Here is a 14,672-nt window from a genome sequence, read left to right as displayed (position 1 = left end):
AGTTCCCGGCTACCGCCGGTCGCCAGCCAGTTCCTGCACTTCTTCCAGCACCGCCAGGGCGACCCGCGCCCGCTCGGCGATGGCGCGGCCTTCGCCGGTGATACGCAGGTTGCGAGTGTTGCGCTCGAACAGCGTGACGCCCAGCGCCCGTTCCAGGCGGGCGATCTGCTTGCTGAGCGTCTTGGGCGCAAGGTGCAGGTCGCGCGCGGCGAGTCTTGCGTTTTGTGCCGCGACGGCGGCAAGGTGACGGTGCGTCGCACGCAGGGATAGCGCGCCATAAGAATGACCTACGAAATTTCTCTTTTCGGCGCGTAGACCATTTCGCGCCGGATACCCCGATATGCAGAGGGTATCATAGAGACGAAAAAAAACCGTATGCCTTTGACAGCGATACGGTTTTCATTCATCCAGAGATGTATAGGAACATCCCGGAATAGATAAGTGGCGGAACGGACGGGACTCGAACCCGCGACCCCCTGCGTGACAGGCAGGTATTCTAACCAACTGAACTACCGCTCCACTCTGCGCTCATCGAGCGGGTTGAATACTAAGATGATGGTACTATTACGTCAATGATTTTTATAACTAAGCGACTCTGTTTGTTCATAATTTCATCTGAGCGTCTATTCTATCGCCGCCGCCGCACTATTCATTACGCCACAGGCAACCGCCGCTTTTTTTCGTAATCAAATCCAGACGCTTTTCATGCATCCGCAACTCTTCGTCGTTCGCGTATAGCACCTTTAACGCCGAAGCCGGGCGCGTAATGCGCTGTATGCTTTCGCTCGCGTTTTCCTGCCGCCGCGCCTCACCTTCCATCGAGAACGCCAGCGATGTCTGGCCGCCCGTCATCGCCAGATAGACTTCCGCCAGAATCTCGGCATCGAGCAAAGCGCCGTGCAGCGTTCGTTTGCTATTGTCTATCTGATAGCGATCGCACAGCGCATCCAAATTATTCCGCTTGCCGGGGAAAATTTTACGCGCCATCAACAGACTATCGGTTATCTTGCAGAAGGTTTCCGTTTTGGGAATATCCCGCTGCAACATACGGAATTCGTAATCCATAAAGCCGATATCAAACATCGCGTTATGAATAACCAATTCAGCGCCGCGGATAAAATCCAGAAAATCGTCGGCAATATCCGCATAGGTCGGCTTATCCGCCAGAAACTCATCGCTGATGCCGTGTACATGATAGGCTTCCGGATCGACCAAACGATCGGGTTTGATATACACATGGTAGTGTCGCCCGGTAAGACGACGGTTAATCACCTCAACAGCGCCAATTTCAATAATTTTGTGCCCTTCGTAGTGCACCCCCAGCTTGTTCATACCGGTGGTTTCCGTATCCAGGACGATTTGTCGCGTAATTTCAGTGCTCATCGTTTTCGTTTATGTCAGACTTGCCGTTTTCACCATTAAGGAAGAGTCTACCAGAGATGCTTAAACAGGTAGAAATTTTCACCGACGGATCTTGTCTTGGCAATCCGGGCCCCGGCGGTTACGGCGCGCTGCTACGCTACAAACAGCATGAAAAACCCCTGAGCGCGGGTTATCGGCTGACCACCAATAATCGCATGGAACTGATGGCGGCTATCGCCGCGCTTGAAAGCTTAACCTCGCCTTGTGAAGTGGTGCTAAGCACCGACAGTCAATATGTCCGTCAGGGGATCACCAGTTGGATCCACAACTGGAAAAAACGCGGCTGGAAAACCGCGGACAAGAAGCCGGTAAAAAATATCGATCTCTGGCAGCGTTTAGACCAGGCGATGCAACCCCATACCCTGCGTTGGGAGTGGGTAAAAGGCCATGCGGGCCACCCTGAGAATGAGCGTTGCGACGAACTCGCCCGCGCCGCCGCCGGCGCGCCGACCCTTGATGACGTCGGTTATCATCCCGAGAAATAGTCAGGCTACCGATTACGGAAAAGCTTGGTGACGCCGACCGTACGGCGCAAAGGAACTTTACAGCGCCGGGCGCGCAGCGGCGTGAGGCTCAGAGGAATGGTGCGCTTACGCGCGACAATCAGCGACAGGCACCCGAATAGGGGAAAATGTTTGTTCAATTTTCCCCTATTTTCACGCCATGGCGTGACCTGAAGACTGGCAAGATGCACCACCTCATAATTCAGCAGGCTGAGCCAGTCGATGATGCGCATTTGGGTGAACATCCGGCTGCAATAGGGCTGTCGTTTATTTAAGCCGGGAATGAGCTTTGCGATCCCCAATAAACTTACCGGATTGAAGCTGCTTAATATCAACCAACCATCATCAATCAGCACGCGATCCACTTCGCGCAGAATACGATGCGGATCGGCGGCATAAGACAGGGTATGCGCCAGCAAACAGGCGTCCACCGACTTCTCGGAAAAGGGCAAATGGTGCAGATCGGCAATCACCTGCACGTTATCGCCGTCCGGCGCCACATTGACCTGATGCGCTATAGCACACTCCCGCGTGTCGATCGCCGCGCTCAACGCCCCGATTTTCAGCAAATGAAAGCCGAATAGCTTCGGCCACCAGGGCGACAATGCCTGCTCAAGGGATTCGCGGTAATATTTCCCCCAGGAAATATCGTCCCACGAACCGGGGCTCAAGACAGTTTGGGGTGTTTGTGCTGGCTTCATGTTCTATTATCTTCCCCGGGCTGATAGCAAAACGAGGTAATCCATGAATCTTATCAGTATTGCAGCGCTTCAGGACAACTACATTTGGCTACTGAGCAATAAAGAAAACCGCTGTGTTATCGTCGATCCCGGAGAGGCCCGGCCGGTATTGGACGCGCTTGCTCAGCGTCGGCTTACGCCTGAAGCAATTTTGCTGACGCATCATCACCACGACCATGTCGGCGGCGTTGCGGAACTCGTCGCGCGCTATAAAAATCTGCCGGTCTTTGGCCCACGGGAAACCCGGCAGTGCGGCGCCACAAACGTGATCGACGAGGGAAACACGCTGTCGTTGCTAAATTCGGACTTTTCTGTACTCGCCGTTCCAGGACACACGGCAGGGCATATCGCTTATTATTCTTATCCTTTTCTCTTTTGCGGAGACACGCTGTTTTCCGCTGGGTGCGGCCGTATTTTTGAAGGAACACCCAAGCAAATGTATGATTCAATAGAAAAAATATCAAAATTACCCGACGATACCCTGATCTGCTGCGCGCATGAGTACACCCTTTCAAACTTAAAATTTTCTAATGCAATATGGCCGGAAGAGCCTACTATTAAGGCTTATCTCCATAAGATCAGTCAGATACGCGAAAAATCACAGTCTACTCTCCCCACCATGCTGGGCCTGGAGCGAAAAATCAACCTTTTTCTTAGATGTCATGATATTGATTTAAAAAGGAAACTATCAAAAGAACCGCAAAGCATAGAGAATTGGCAAGTTTTTGCCCAGCTACGCAGCAAGAAAGACTGCTTCTGAAGGTTTATGTTGTGCTAATCCTCTAATCAAAGTATCATTGCTCGTCTTTTAAGCAACTATTGACCTACATATGAAGGCTAGAGCGATGATACTCGCCTCAGTCTTGCTGGCCGGTTGCCAGGTACCGCCTTACGATACCTCCCAACCGAAGCAGCATGCACAGAGTCTGTCTTCGGCAAGTCAAAGTGAAGCAGTAAAGTACGCAGAGGGTCGAGAGACCTCGGCGCGATGGCTGGATGATGACAGCATCGCGCAGCAAGATCTGTGGAACTTCATTGGCGACGAGCTGAAGATGGAGGTTCCGGATAACGCCCGGATCCGCGAACAAAAAATGCGTTATTTAAAAAATAAGAGCTATCTCCACGATGTAACATTACGGGCAGAGCCGTACATGTACTGGATTGTCGAGCAGATTAAGCAGCGTAAAATGCCGATGGAACTGGTACTGCTACCCATAGTGGAGAGCGCTTTTGACCCACACGCCACATCATCCGCCAATGCCGCAGGGCTATGGCAGATAATCCCTGGCACGGGGCGTAATTATGGTTTGAAACAAAACCAGTGGTATGACGGACGTCGCGACGTTGTTGCGTCGACAACCGTAGCCCTGGATATGATGCAACGTCTTAACAGCATGTTTGACGGCGACTGGCTATTGACCATCGCCGCTTATAACAGCGGTGAAGGCCGCGTCATGAAAGCCATGAAAGCGAATAAAGCGAAAGGACTATCAACAGATTTTTGGGCGCTGGCGTTGCCGCGCGAAACGTCAATCTATGTTCCCAAAATGCTGGCCCTGAGCGATATTCTTAAGAATAGCAAAAAATACGGCTTTAACCTGCCCAAGCCGAACGAAAGCCGAGCATTGGCCAGAGTCGACCTTGGACAACAGATGCAGTTGACGCAAGCAGCAGAGATGGCTGGTCTGCCGCTGAATAAGCTGAAGAGCTACAACCCGGGCTATAAGCGTAATGTGACCGCGCCAAACGGTCCGCATTACATTATGGTGCCGAAGGCTCACGTTGATCGGTTGAAAGACTCGCTGGCGGATGGCGATATCGAAGCCATTCAGCCGACGACGCGCCTGGCGCAATCATCAACGCGGGAGTCGCAGTATAAGGTTCGCCCTGGCGATACCTTGTCTACGATCGCCGCGCGGCTGAATGTCAGCACGAAAGATTTGCAAAACTGGAATAACCTGCGCAGCGCGCATGCGCTGAAAGTGGGCCAAACCTTGCAAGTCGCTCAAGCATCTGACGACGGCGATAAAGAAGGGTCTATCACCTATCAGGTTCGTAAAGGTGATTCTCTTTCCAGCATCGCCAAACGTCATGGCGTAAACATCGCCGACGTGATGCGTTGGAATTCGGTGATTAAAAACGCCAGCATCCAGCCCGGCGATCGACTGACTCTCTACGTCAGTAGAAACGCCCGGCCAGATTCGTAACCGCGTTATATAAAAAAACTGCCTATACGGCAGTTTTTTTATTCCCGTCGAGCAAAAACTCTACCAGCAACGGATTATGATCCGACGCCTGAGTTTCCAGTATGGAAGATTGGCCGACCGCTAACTGACGGTAAAACACAAAATCCAACGGACGACCGAACACCCTACGGCGGAAATCATTAGTGAAGCAGACCTCCTGCAAATCCATCCGCAACGCGAAGCGATAGAGCGCGTTAATACGAGGCTGGCTCCAGGCGTTGAAATCCCCGGCCATAATCACCGGTCCACGATGATAAAATAGCTGCTCGCCGATGGATTCAAGCTGTTTGCTGTAAACATCCACCCCAAAGCTGAAATTAACCGCATGAACATTCACCACCATCAGCTGTCGGCCATCGGGCAGCGAATACACCGTTACCAGCGCCGATTTGGATAATCGCAGTAAAGGCTCTTTTTCTCGTAAAGGGCAGCAGTACATCGGCTGGGCTGCGGACAAGGTCATCACGCCGGAAGGGTGCTGCGGCAGCACGATGGCGGGCACCTGGTCGGCGGAAAGATAGTTAGAGGTGGCAAAGTTAATCAGCTCCGGTGAACTTTGCGCTTCCTGAAGTAAAACCAGCTGCGTGTTTTTACCGAAATTCTGTAACACGGAAAGCCAGTTCATTCTTTGCTGTTTAAAGATATTCCACACCATAATGCGTAAAATATCTTCCTTCAGCAGCAGCGGCCCTGACGCCGGCACCTGCTCCGGATAATGCATTGTTCCGGGGGGAAAGATACGTTCAGCAGGTTGTCCCGCAACGTACCTCATCGCATATGTTTTTTTTCGCACGCCTCGCCTTGCTATACCTTTCAGTACGTAAATTCACCTTCATAACGCAAAGGTACATTTATGTTATAGGGATTGTATAGCAGACTTTCAATGCATGGCAGCGGTTAGGAAAAATATAAACGCCGACCGGTTAAGGCCGGCGAGATAGGCAAGACGCAGGTAGCGGGATCCGCTCTGCTTAACCGACTTTGACGCTGTGTCTGCGCAGCCAGATAAGTTTGTAAGCGGCAGGAATAATAAACAGCGACAGCAGAGGCGCCGTTATCATCCCGCCGATCATGGGGGCGGCGATACGGCTCATCACTTCAGACCCGGCCCCGGTTCCCCACAGTATGGGCAACAGACCGGCGATGATAACCGCAACGGTCATCGCCTTCGGGCGAACGCGAAGTACGGCGCCATGGTAGAGCGCCTCATCAAGTCCGTCAGGGGTGAACGTTTCCGGCTTTGAGAGCGTCGGTTCAGCCTCGATGGCGTGGCGCAGATACATCAGCATCACGACGCCGAATTCCGCCGCGACCCCGGCCAGGGCGATAAAGCCGGTGCCGGTGGCCACCGACATATGGAATCCCTGCCAGTACAGAAACCATATTCCGCCAATCAACGCAAACGGCAGGCTCATCAGTATCAGCAGCGCCTCGTCAAGGCGGCGAAACGCCAGATACAGCAGAATGAAAATAATCATCACCGTCATGGGAACCATTAACTTCAGCTTCTTGTTGGCGTGTTCCAGCAACTCAAACTGTCCGGAGAAAGCGACGCTGGTGCCGGGTTTCAGTTTAACCTGCCGGCTGACGGCCGTTTTCAGATCGTCGACAACCGACACCATATCGCGGCCGCGGGCATCAATATAGATCCAACTGGCGGGACGGGCGTTTTCGGTTTTCAGCATCGTCGGACCTGAAGTCACCTTCACGTCAGCCACGTCGCCCAGCGTAATTTGCTGCTTCATCGGCGTGAGTATCGGCAACGTTTTCAGCGCCGCCGGGCTATCGCGAAACGCCTGAGGGTAACGGATATTGATCGGATAGCGGGCCACCCCTTCTACCGTTTCGCCGACCTTCTCGCCCCCAATCGCCGATGAAACAAACAGCTGTACGTCGCCAACCGTCATGCCGTATCGCGACGCCTTCTCCCGGTTGATACCCACATCGATATAGCGCCCCCCTTCCAAACGCTCCGCCAGCGCGGAAACCACGCCGGGCACGCCTTTTGCCGCTTCCTCGATGCGCCGTGCGGTATCGTCGATATCGGCAAGCACCGTGCCGGATACCTTGATGCCTATCGGGCTCTTGATGCCGGTGGACAACATATCGATACGGTTACGGATGGGCGGAACCCAGAGATTCGCCAGCCCCGGTAAACGCACCGTCGTGTCCAGCTCGTCAATGATCTTGTCGAGGGTCATGCCCGCGCGCCACTGCGCTTCCGGCTTGAGCTGAATGGTGGTTTCCACCATCTCCAGCGGCGCGGCGTCGGTGGCGGTTTCCGCTTTCCCCGTTTTGCCGAACACCGACGCCACTTCAGGAACGGTTTTAATCAGTTTATCCGTCGTCTGCAAAAGCGCCGCGGCCTGCCCCGGAGAAACGCCCGGCAGCGTCGACGGCATATAGAGCAGATCCCCCTCGTTCATTTTGGGCAGGAATTCCCCCCCGACCTTGCTCAATGGCCATATCACCGTAAAAATCGACAAGGCCGCGGCCAGCAGCGTCAGTTTCGGCCGCCGAAGCACGCAGAGCAGCAGCGGGTGATAAATACTGATGAGCAAACGGTTCAACGGATTACGGGTTTCGGCCGGGATTTTCCCTCTGATCCAGAATCCCATCAGGATCGGGATAACGATAATCGCCAGCGCCGCGGCGCCTGCCATGGCATAGGTTTTGGTAAAGGCGAGCGGACCAAACAAGCGCCCTTCCTGCCCTTCGAGAGTAAAAATAGGGATAAACGACAGCGTAATGATCAGTAGGCTAATAAACAGCGCCGGCCCCACTTCAACCGCGGCGTCGGTGATCACCTTCCAACGGGTTTCATTGTCAATCCGCTCGCCGGGATGGTTGTGATCCCACTCCTCCAGACGTTTATGCGCATTCTCGATCATCACAATGGCCGCATCCACCATGGCCCCCACGGCGATGGCGATCCCTCCCAGCGACATGATATTGGCATTCAGCCCCTGGAAACGCATCACGATAAAAGCGATACACAGCCCCAGCGGCAGAGAAATAATGGCGACCAGGGCTGAGCGCACATGCCAGAGAAACAGCGCGCAGACGATGGCGACCACAATAAATTCTTCCAGCAATTTATGACTGAGATTATCAATCGCGCGATCGATCAACTGGCTGCGATCGTAAGTGGTCACCACCTCCACGCCCTCAGGCAGACTGTTTTTCAGCGTTGCGAGCTTATCCTTCACGGCAGAAATCACTTCGCGCGCATTTTTGCCCGATCGCAGGATCACCACGCCGCCGGCGACCTCCCCCTCGCCGTTCAACTCGGCGATGCCGCGGCGCATTTCCGGCCCGATCTGAACGCGGGCGACATCTCTCAAATAGACAGGAACGCCATTTTCGCCGGTTTTAAGTACGATATGATTAAAATCGTCAATGGTTTTCAGATATCCGCTGGCGCGGACCATATATTCCGCTTCCGCGATTTCCACCGAGGAGCCCCCCGCCTCCTGGTTTGAAGCATCGAGAGCCTGCTTGACATCGGAAAGGGTGACGTCGTACAGAGACAGTTTCATCGGGTTAACCTGAATCTGATACTGTTTCACCACGCCCCCCACGGAGGCGACCTCCGCCACATCCGGAATCGTTTTCAGCTCGAACTTCAGAAACCAATCCTGAAAGGAACGCAGCTCAGACAGATCGTGCCTGCCGTTGCGGTCGACCAGGGCATACTCGAAGATCCAGCCGACGCCGGTCGCATCGGGGCCGATCTCTGAGCTCACGCCGGTTGGCAACCGTCCCTGAACCTGGTTGAGATACTCCAATACGCGCGACCTTGCCCAGTAGAGATCGGTGCCGTCGGCAAAAATCACATACACGTAGGAATCCCCGAACTGGGAAAAACCGCGCACCGTTTTAGCGCCGGGCACCGAGAGCATGGTGGTTGTCAGGGGGTAAGTCACCTGATTCTCGACAATTTGCGGCGCCTGCCCCGGATAGCTGGTTTTGATAATCACCTGCACATCGGAGAGATCGGGCAACGCATCGACCGGCGTATTCATCATGGTCCAGGTTCCCCAGACGCTCAGGAACAGCACGCCCATCATCACCAGAAACCGATTGGCGACCGAACGCCGGATAATCCATTCAATCATCGTCCTCTCCTCAGTGGGCTGAATGCGCGTCGCCCGGCTGCGCCGGCGTCATAGCGGCGGTTTTTTCCGAACGGTGCCGCATACGCTCCAGCGCGCCGGAGATGTTCGCCTCGGAGTCAATCAGGAAGAGGCCGCTGACAACGACCGATTCCCCCTCGCTCAGCCCGGCGCCGATGCCGGTCTGGCGCTGCGATTCGTACAGCACGTCGATCGCTTTAGGAACGAAGCGGCCATCGTTATCCACCGTAATAACGCGTTGCTCATTACCGGTATCGATGACGGCCTGGGAGGGGATAATCAACATTTCCTGACTCTGTGTATTGAGTTTCAGGTAGGCATTCATTCCCGGTTTTAGCCGCTCGTCCTTGTTATCCACCTGGAGACGTACCTGCAGTGTCCGCGTCGCCCGATCGACACTGGGCAGGATATTCCATTTCTCAATAGTGAAAGCGCTTTCCGGGTAGGCGGGAATCGATATTTCAAACTGGGATGAGTCCTTCAACAGGTAGGCGATTGACTCGGGAACGGCCGCGCCGATCCAGACCGGATCCATCCCCTGAATCTGGGCAACGACGTTGTCCTTGGAAATATTCATCCCGGTTCTCAGATCAAACGCCGTGATCACGCCGTCGATCGGCGCTTTGATGGTAAAGCGCGTCTGAATGCCGCGGGCGCTGCGCAGGCGCTGGATATCCTCTTCGGGCATGCCGGCAAGCCGGAGGCGCTCAAGCGCGCCCCTTAGCTGCGTCGCGGATCCTCCCGTTTCTAGCAGCAAGAGGTACTCGCTCTGGGCCTCAACCCATTCAGGAATAGTGATATCAATCAGCGGCGCGCCTTTTTTAACCTTATCCCCGACCGTTAACGGGTACACTTTTTCGATAAAACCGGCGGAGCGGGCCTGAACGATAACGAACTGATATTCATTAAAACTGACGTTGGCGGGAATGGTCTGGGAGTATGTCAAACGCCCTTTACGGACGGTTTCCGTCTTCAGCCCCAAATTCTGCACCTGGGTCGGATCGATGCGGACAGCGCCGCTGTTTTCCGTTTCCCCCTCGTCGGCATATTTGGGCACCAGATCCATATCCATAAACGGCGACTTGCCCGGTTTATCAAACTTGGTATTGGGCTGCATAGGATCATACCAGAACAGGACTTTTCGCTGCGATGGCCGGATTTCGGTTTTATCCGCAAGATGGAAATAATGGTAAGCGCCAACAGAGATAAGCCCCCCCACTATAAGACCGCTGACCATCGCGGCGGTATATTTCAGTTTTAAAGAAGCCATCATCGTTCTCGCTAAATTAATATAACCCTGGCTTATTTACAAAAAGAGCCTTATGGCGTAAATCAACGCGCCCGTCATCATCACGATGACAATAACGGGCCGAATAAGGACTCGCCGGAAAATAAATTACGGCTGACTTTTTCTTATTTCATGAAGCAGTGAAATATTGCCTTGTTGAACAAAGGTGAAATTAACCCGATCGCCCACGTTCAAATGAGCAACGCCGCTATCCGGAGTGGTAAGGGTAAAGCGCATGGTCATCGCCGGCCAATTGACGGAAGGGATGGCTTCATGGGCGATAGTGATTTTTTTATTCTTAAGATCAATCTCTTTAACCACACCGGAGGCGCCAATCGTCGGCTGCTCGGATAGAGATTCGGCGCTAGACGTTGCCGCGCCGTGATGGTGTTCGTTCGCCCGTGTGCCGGAGAGCATCGCCACCGAGAGCGCCCCAAATAAAACCGCTTTCATTAACTGACGCATATTTTTACTCCTGATTTATTAAGATGAAGATCTTTATTCCGTCCAACCGCCGCCAAGGGCGGTGAAGAGATTTATCTCATTGACCTGTTGTGCATATAGCAAATCAAGTATCTCCTGACGGGTGGAAAATAATGAACGTTCAGCGTCCAGCACCTCGATATAACTGACGGCGCCGCTGGAATAGAGTCCTCGCGCCCGCTGTAAGGTTATTTGCAGGGATTGCAAATAACGCTGCTGCGCCGCAATCTGGCCGTTAATACTTTCCCTGAGCGCAATAGCATCGGCGACCTCTTTAAACGCCGCTTGAATTTTTTGCTCATAATTGACGACGGCCTGCCGCTGACGAACCTCTGCCAGCGCGAGGTTGGCTTGATTACGGCCCGCATTAAAAATGGGAATATCTATTTTGGGAATAAAATTCCACATCCCGCTCGCAGCGTTGAACAGATTCGACAGCTGATTACTGCTGCCCGAAACTCCGCCAGTCAGGGAAATGGAGGGGAAAAAAACGGCGCGCGCCGCGCCGATATTGGCATTGGCCGCTCTCAACAGGTACTCCGCCTCCATAATATCCGGGCGTTGCAGCAATATTTCAGACGACAGATTCGCCGGCAGCGCTACCGGATTGATCTCCTTTCCGCTGCTCAGGCCGTCATCGGGAAGGGCTTGGTAGGTTCCCAGCACAAGTTGGAGAGCGCTGTTCGCCTGCGCCAACTCCCCTTCCCGCTTGGCGATTTGCGCCTGCGTACTGTCGATCGCGCCCCGCGCCTGCTCAAGCGCAAGCACGTTAGCGCTGCCGGTCATCAGCTGTTGCTCGACGAAAGCGTAGGACTGCTGATAATTTTTCAGCGTTTCTCTGGCGATTTTCAATTGCTCATAAGCCAGGCGCTGACTGAAGTAACTCTGCGCGACATTGGAAACCAGCAAAATATGCACCGCGCGCCGGGCTTCCCGGCTGGCGAAGAAATTCTGTCGCTCCGCTTCGCTCATATTTTGCAGCTTGCCGAAGAAATCCAGCTCAAAACTCAGATCCAGCCCGGCTTCATATTCCCGGCTGGTTGAACTTTCGCTTTTGAGTCCGCCGCTATAGGTGATTTCCGATGACGCGTTCAGTTGGGGATATCTGTCCGCCTCCGTCACGTTAAACTGAGCGCGCGCCTCCTGAACCTTAAGTGCGGCCATTCTCAGATCGCGGTTATTACGCAGAGCCTCATCAATCAGGCGCTTTGCCTGAGGATCGGCAAAAAACGTCCGCCATCCCGTATCCTGATAGCCCGCGGCCGCCGACACCAGGCCATTGCGGGATAGAGAGAATTGCTCCGGTACCGGGGCGATCGGCTGCCGGTATTCCGGCGCCAGAGAGGTACACCCTGTCACCAGGACCATGATGCCGATAGTCAGTCGTTTTAATTCGAACATGTCGCTTCCCGTTCAGGCGCGCCTAATAAAGTGGCGCCACTCATTGCCGGCGATTATTGCGATTACCTTAGCGGAGCGACTCTGTTTGGTGAGTGACAGGACAATGACAAACCTGTCATTTTCGGCTTAAGTCGTTGATATCGCCCTTTTAACCACTAGAATGACATCATCAGATCGATCTGCCGGAGGGAACATGAAACTACTGATTGTCGAAGATGAGGTGAAAACGGGCGAATACCTCGGCAAGGGACTGACCGAAGCGGGTTTTGTGGTCGATCTCGCTAATAACGGTATGACCGGATATCATCTTGCCATGACCGGAGAGTACGATCTTATCGTGCTCGATATCATGTTGCCCGACGTCAACGGCTGGGATATCGTCCGTATGCTGCGCGCGGCCAATAAAGGGTTCCCTATTCTGTTATTAACCGCGCTCGGTACTATCGAACACCGTGTTAAGGGCCTTGAGCTCGGCGCGGATGATTATCTGGTGAAGCCCTTCGCCTTCGCTGAACTTTTAGCGCGCGTCAAAACCCTGTTGCGCCGCGGCAGCGCCGTCATATCCGAAAGCCAGTTTCAGGTGGCCGATTTAACCCTCGACCTGGTCTCCAGAAAAGTGAGCCGAGGCGGCGTTCGCATCACCCTGACCGGCAAGGAATTTACGCTTCTCGAATTTTTTATCCGCCATCAGGGCGAAGTCCTGCCCCGTTCTCTTATCGCCTCACAGGTTTGGGATATGAATTTTGACAGCGACACCAATGTTATTGACGTCGCGGTCAAACGGCTACGGGCTAAAATTGACAATGATTTTGCATCTAAGCTGATTCAGACCGTACGCGGAGTGGGCTATGTCCTTGAGGTGCCTGATGAGAATTAATTGCGGGCGCCGGCCTTTTTCTCTGGCGACCCGGCTAACCTTTTTTATCAGCCTCTCAACCATTATCGCATTCGTGGCAATCGCCTGGATTACGCTTCACTCGGTGGAAAAACATTTTGCGGAGCAGGATGTCAGAGACATCAAACAGGTCAACACGGCGCTGACCAAGATACTTAAAACCCCTCAGGCGACGGCACAACGAAAAGTAGAAAGGCTAACCAGCGTTGTCGATAGCTACCATAATATATCCGTGCTGCTTCTCGATGCAGACGGAAAGGCACTGTACCGTTCACCGGATGGACCAGACCTCACTGCCGTATTAACGACGAATACTTTTTCACAGCATATTAATTCCGACGATATTTTCCTCTGGTCCAGAGAGATAAGCCATGATGGAATAGGTGCGGATAAAGGGATGGAACACGCCACTTACCGTGTGATAGCCACGTCCGTTAACGCCTCAGAAAATAGTTCTGCCGTCAGATATACATTATTAATCGCTTTATCGATTGATTTTCATCTTCATTATATTGATGAACTGAGAAATAACCTTATCACGATCGCTTCGTTTATCAGCATCATGATTATCCTGCTTGTTCTGTTCGCCGTTCATAAAGGCCATCAGCCTTTAAGAATCGTCAGTATGAAAATAAAAAATATTACGTCAGAAAACCTGGACGTCAGGCTCGAGCCCGGGCGTGTTCCCATTGAACTCGAGCAGTTGGTTATGTCTTTTAACCACATGATTGAGCGTATTGAAGATGTGTTTACCCGTCAGGCTAATTTTTCTGCCGACATAGCGCATGAAATTAGAACGCCGATCACCAATCTGGTGACGCAGACGGAAATACTGTTAACCCAACGCCGAACAGAGAAAGAGCTCGAAGAGGTGCTTTATTCAAATCTGGAAGAATATAACCGGATGGCAAAGATGGTCAGCGACATGCTTTTTCTGGCGCAGGCTGACAGCAACCAACTGATTCCTGAACGTTTGCCTCTGGATCTGAACGCTGAAGCAATGAAGGTATTCGATTTTTTCGAGGCCTGGGCGGAAGAGCGTAAGGTCGGACTGCGATTAACCGGCGGCGCATCGCTTATCGAAGGCGATCCCTTGATGATGCGACGCGTCATCAATAACTTATTGTCCAACGCGATTCGCTATACGCCCCAAGGGCAATCGGTCACCGTTCATATCGGCGAACGGCAGGAGTGGGTTGAACTCACCGTCGAGAATCCCGGCCATCCTATTCTCAAAGAACACTTATCGCGGCTATTTGATCGGTTCTATCGTATCGATCCTTCCAGGCAAAGAAGGGGAGAAGGAAGCGGCATCGGGCTTGCCATTGTGAAATCCATTATGACTGCGCATCAGGGTAAAATTCGTGTCGAGTCGGATAGCGTTTCAACACGTTTTATCATCTCGCTGCCGCGACTTTAACCAGCGGTGATAAAAGCTAAAAGCGAGCGCTATTGTAGAGACGAAAAAAAACCGTATGCTTTAAGGCATACGGTTTTTTTCATCCAGAGACGCGACAAATACATCCCGGAATAGAGTAGTGGCGGAACGGACGGGACT

12 protein-coding genes, 1 tRNA gene and 1 pseudogene are annotated in these 14,672 nt (G+C 53.0%); 5 read left to right on the top strand and 9 right to left on the bottom strand.

Annotated features, from left to right (window positions below; all coding sequences use genetic code 11):
* Window positions 1–9 precede the first annotated feature (9 nt).
* From VSX58_RS09965 to dnaQ, 3 genes are all read right to left on the bottom strand, one after another.
* Window positions 10–198: a LysR family transcriptional regulator gene (locus VSX58_RS09965; RefSeq protein WP_327618209.1), complete on the bottom strand. Its 189-nt coding sequence runs from the start codon at window positions 196–198 to the stop codon at window positions 10–12.
* A gap of 244 nt (window positions 199–442) precedes the next feature.
* Window positions 443–519, bottom strand: a tRNA-Asp gene (locus tag VSX58_RS09960).
* A 126-nt stretch (window positions 520–645) separates the two neighbouring features.
* Complete coding sequence (dnaQ, locus tag VSX58_RS09955; protein WP_327617921.1) at window positions 646–1,383, bottom strand: DNA polymerase III subunit epsilon; 738 nt, start codon at window positions 1,381–1,383, stop codon at window positions 646–648.
* Here dnaQ and rnhA point away from each other — a divergent pair.
* Window positions 1,337–1,907: pseudogene (gene rnhA / locus VSX58_RS09950) on the top strand (ribonuclease HI). The gene dnaQ and the pseudogene rnhA sit on opposite strands and share 47 nt — an antisense overlap.
* A gap of 5 nt (window positions 1,908–1,912) precedes the next feature.
* On the opposite strand, the gene VSX58_RS09945 reads toward rnhA, so the two are convergent.
* Window positions 1,913–2,626 (bottom strand): class I SAM-dependent methyltransferase, encoded by a 714-nt coding sequence (locus VSX58_RS09945; RefSeq protein ID WP_327617920.1) that lies wholly within the window; start codon window positions 2,624–2,626, stop codon window positions 1,913–1,915.
* A 43-nt stretch (window positions 2,627–2,669) separates the two neighbouring features.
* Between VSX58_RS09945 and gloB the strand changes: the two genes are divergently transcribed.
* Both gloB and mltD read left to right on the top strand, forming a co-directional pair.
* Window positions 2,670–3,425: a hydroxyacylglutathione hydrolase gene (gene gloB, locus VSX58_RS09940; RefSeq protein ID WP_327617919.1), complete on the top strand. Its 756-nt coding sequence runs from the start codon at window positions 2,670–2,672 to the stop codon at window positions 3,423–3,425.
* 70 nt (window positions 3,426–3,495) lie between these two features.
* Complete coding sequence (mltD, locus tag VSX58_RS09935) at window positions 3,496–4,872, top strand: murein transglycosylase D (RefSeq protein WP_327617917.1); 1,377 nt, start codon at window positions 3,496–3,498, stop codon at window positions 4,870–4,872.
* A 22-nt stretch (window positions 4,873–4,894) separates the two neighbouring features.
* Here the strand turns inward: mltD and VSX58_RS09930 are convergent, their stop codons facing one another.
* The 5 genes from VSX58_RS09930 to VSX58_RS09910 form a co-directional block, all read right to left on the bottom strand.
* On the bottom strand, window positions 4,895–5,704 hold the full coding sequence (locus VSX58_RS09930) for an endonuclease/exonuclease/phosphatase family protein (protein WP_327617916.1): 810 nt from the start codon (window positions 5,702–5,704) through the stop codon (window positions 4,895–4,897).
* A gap of 178 nt (window positions 5,705–5,882) precedes the next feature.
* A complete protein-coding gene (locus VSX58_RS09925) occupies window positions 5,883–9,029 on the bottom strand; it encodes a CusA/CzcA family heavy metal efflux RND transporter (RefSeq protein ID WP_327617915.1) in 3,147 nt (1,048 codons plus the stop codon).
* 10 nt (window positions 9,030–9,039) lie between these two features.
* Complete coding sequence (locus VSX58_RS09920; RefSeq protein WP_327618208.1) at window positions 9,040–10,317, bottom strand: efflux RND transporter periplasmic adaptor subunit; 1,278 nt, start codon at window positions 10,315–10,317, stop codon at window positions 9,040–9,042.
* A 126-nt stretch (window positions 10,318–10,443) separates the two neighbouring features.
* Window positions 10,444–10,800 (bottom strand): cation efflux system protein CusF, encoded by a 357-nt coding sequence (gene cusF, locus VSX58_RS09915; protein WP_327617914.1) that lies wholly within the window; start codon window positions 10,798–10,800, stop codon window positions 10,444–10,446.
* Window positions 10,801–10,833: 33 nt separating this feature from the next.
* Window positions 10,834–12,219, bottom strand: coding sequence for a Cu(I)/Ag(I) efflux RND transporter outer membrane protein (locus tag VSX58_RS09910; protein ID WP_327617913.1), 1,386 nt, complete (start codon window positions 12,217–12,219; stop codon window positions 10,834–10,836).
* Between the two features lie 193 nt (window positions 12,220–12,412).
* Here VSX58_RS09910 and VSX58_RS09905 point away from each other — a divergent pair, with 193 nt between their 5' ends.
* Window positions 12,413–13,096, top strand: a complete 684-nt coding sequence (locus VSX58_RS09905) for a copper/silver response regulator transcription factor (RefSeq protein ID WP_327617912.1) — start codon at window positions 12,413–12,415, stop codon at window positions 13,094–13,096.
* Window positions 13,086–14,534: a Cu(+)/Ag(+) sensor histidine kinase gene (locus VSX58_RS09900; RefSeq protein ID WP_327617911.1), complete on the top strand. Its 1,449-nt coding sequence runs from the start codon at window positions 13,086–13,088 to the stop codon at window positions 14,532–14,534. The genes VSX58_RS09905 and VSX58_RS09900 overlap by 11 nt, the downstream gene beginning before the upstream one ends.
* The last annotated feature ends 138 nt before the right edge of the window (window positions 14,535–14,672 follow it).

This window comes from Brenneria populi (assembly GCF_036016195.1).
Taxonomy (GTDB): Bacteria; Pseudomonadota; Gammaproteobacteria; order Enterobacterales; family Enterobacteriaceae; genus Brenneria; species Brenneria populi.
The sequence above is the reverse complement of the archived record's forward strand: the minus strand, read 5'-3'. Positions and strand labels throughout refer to the sequence as shown.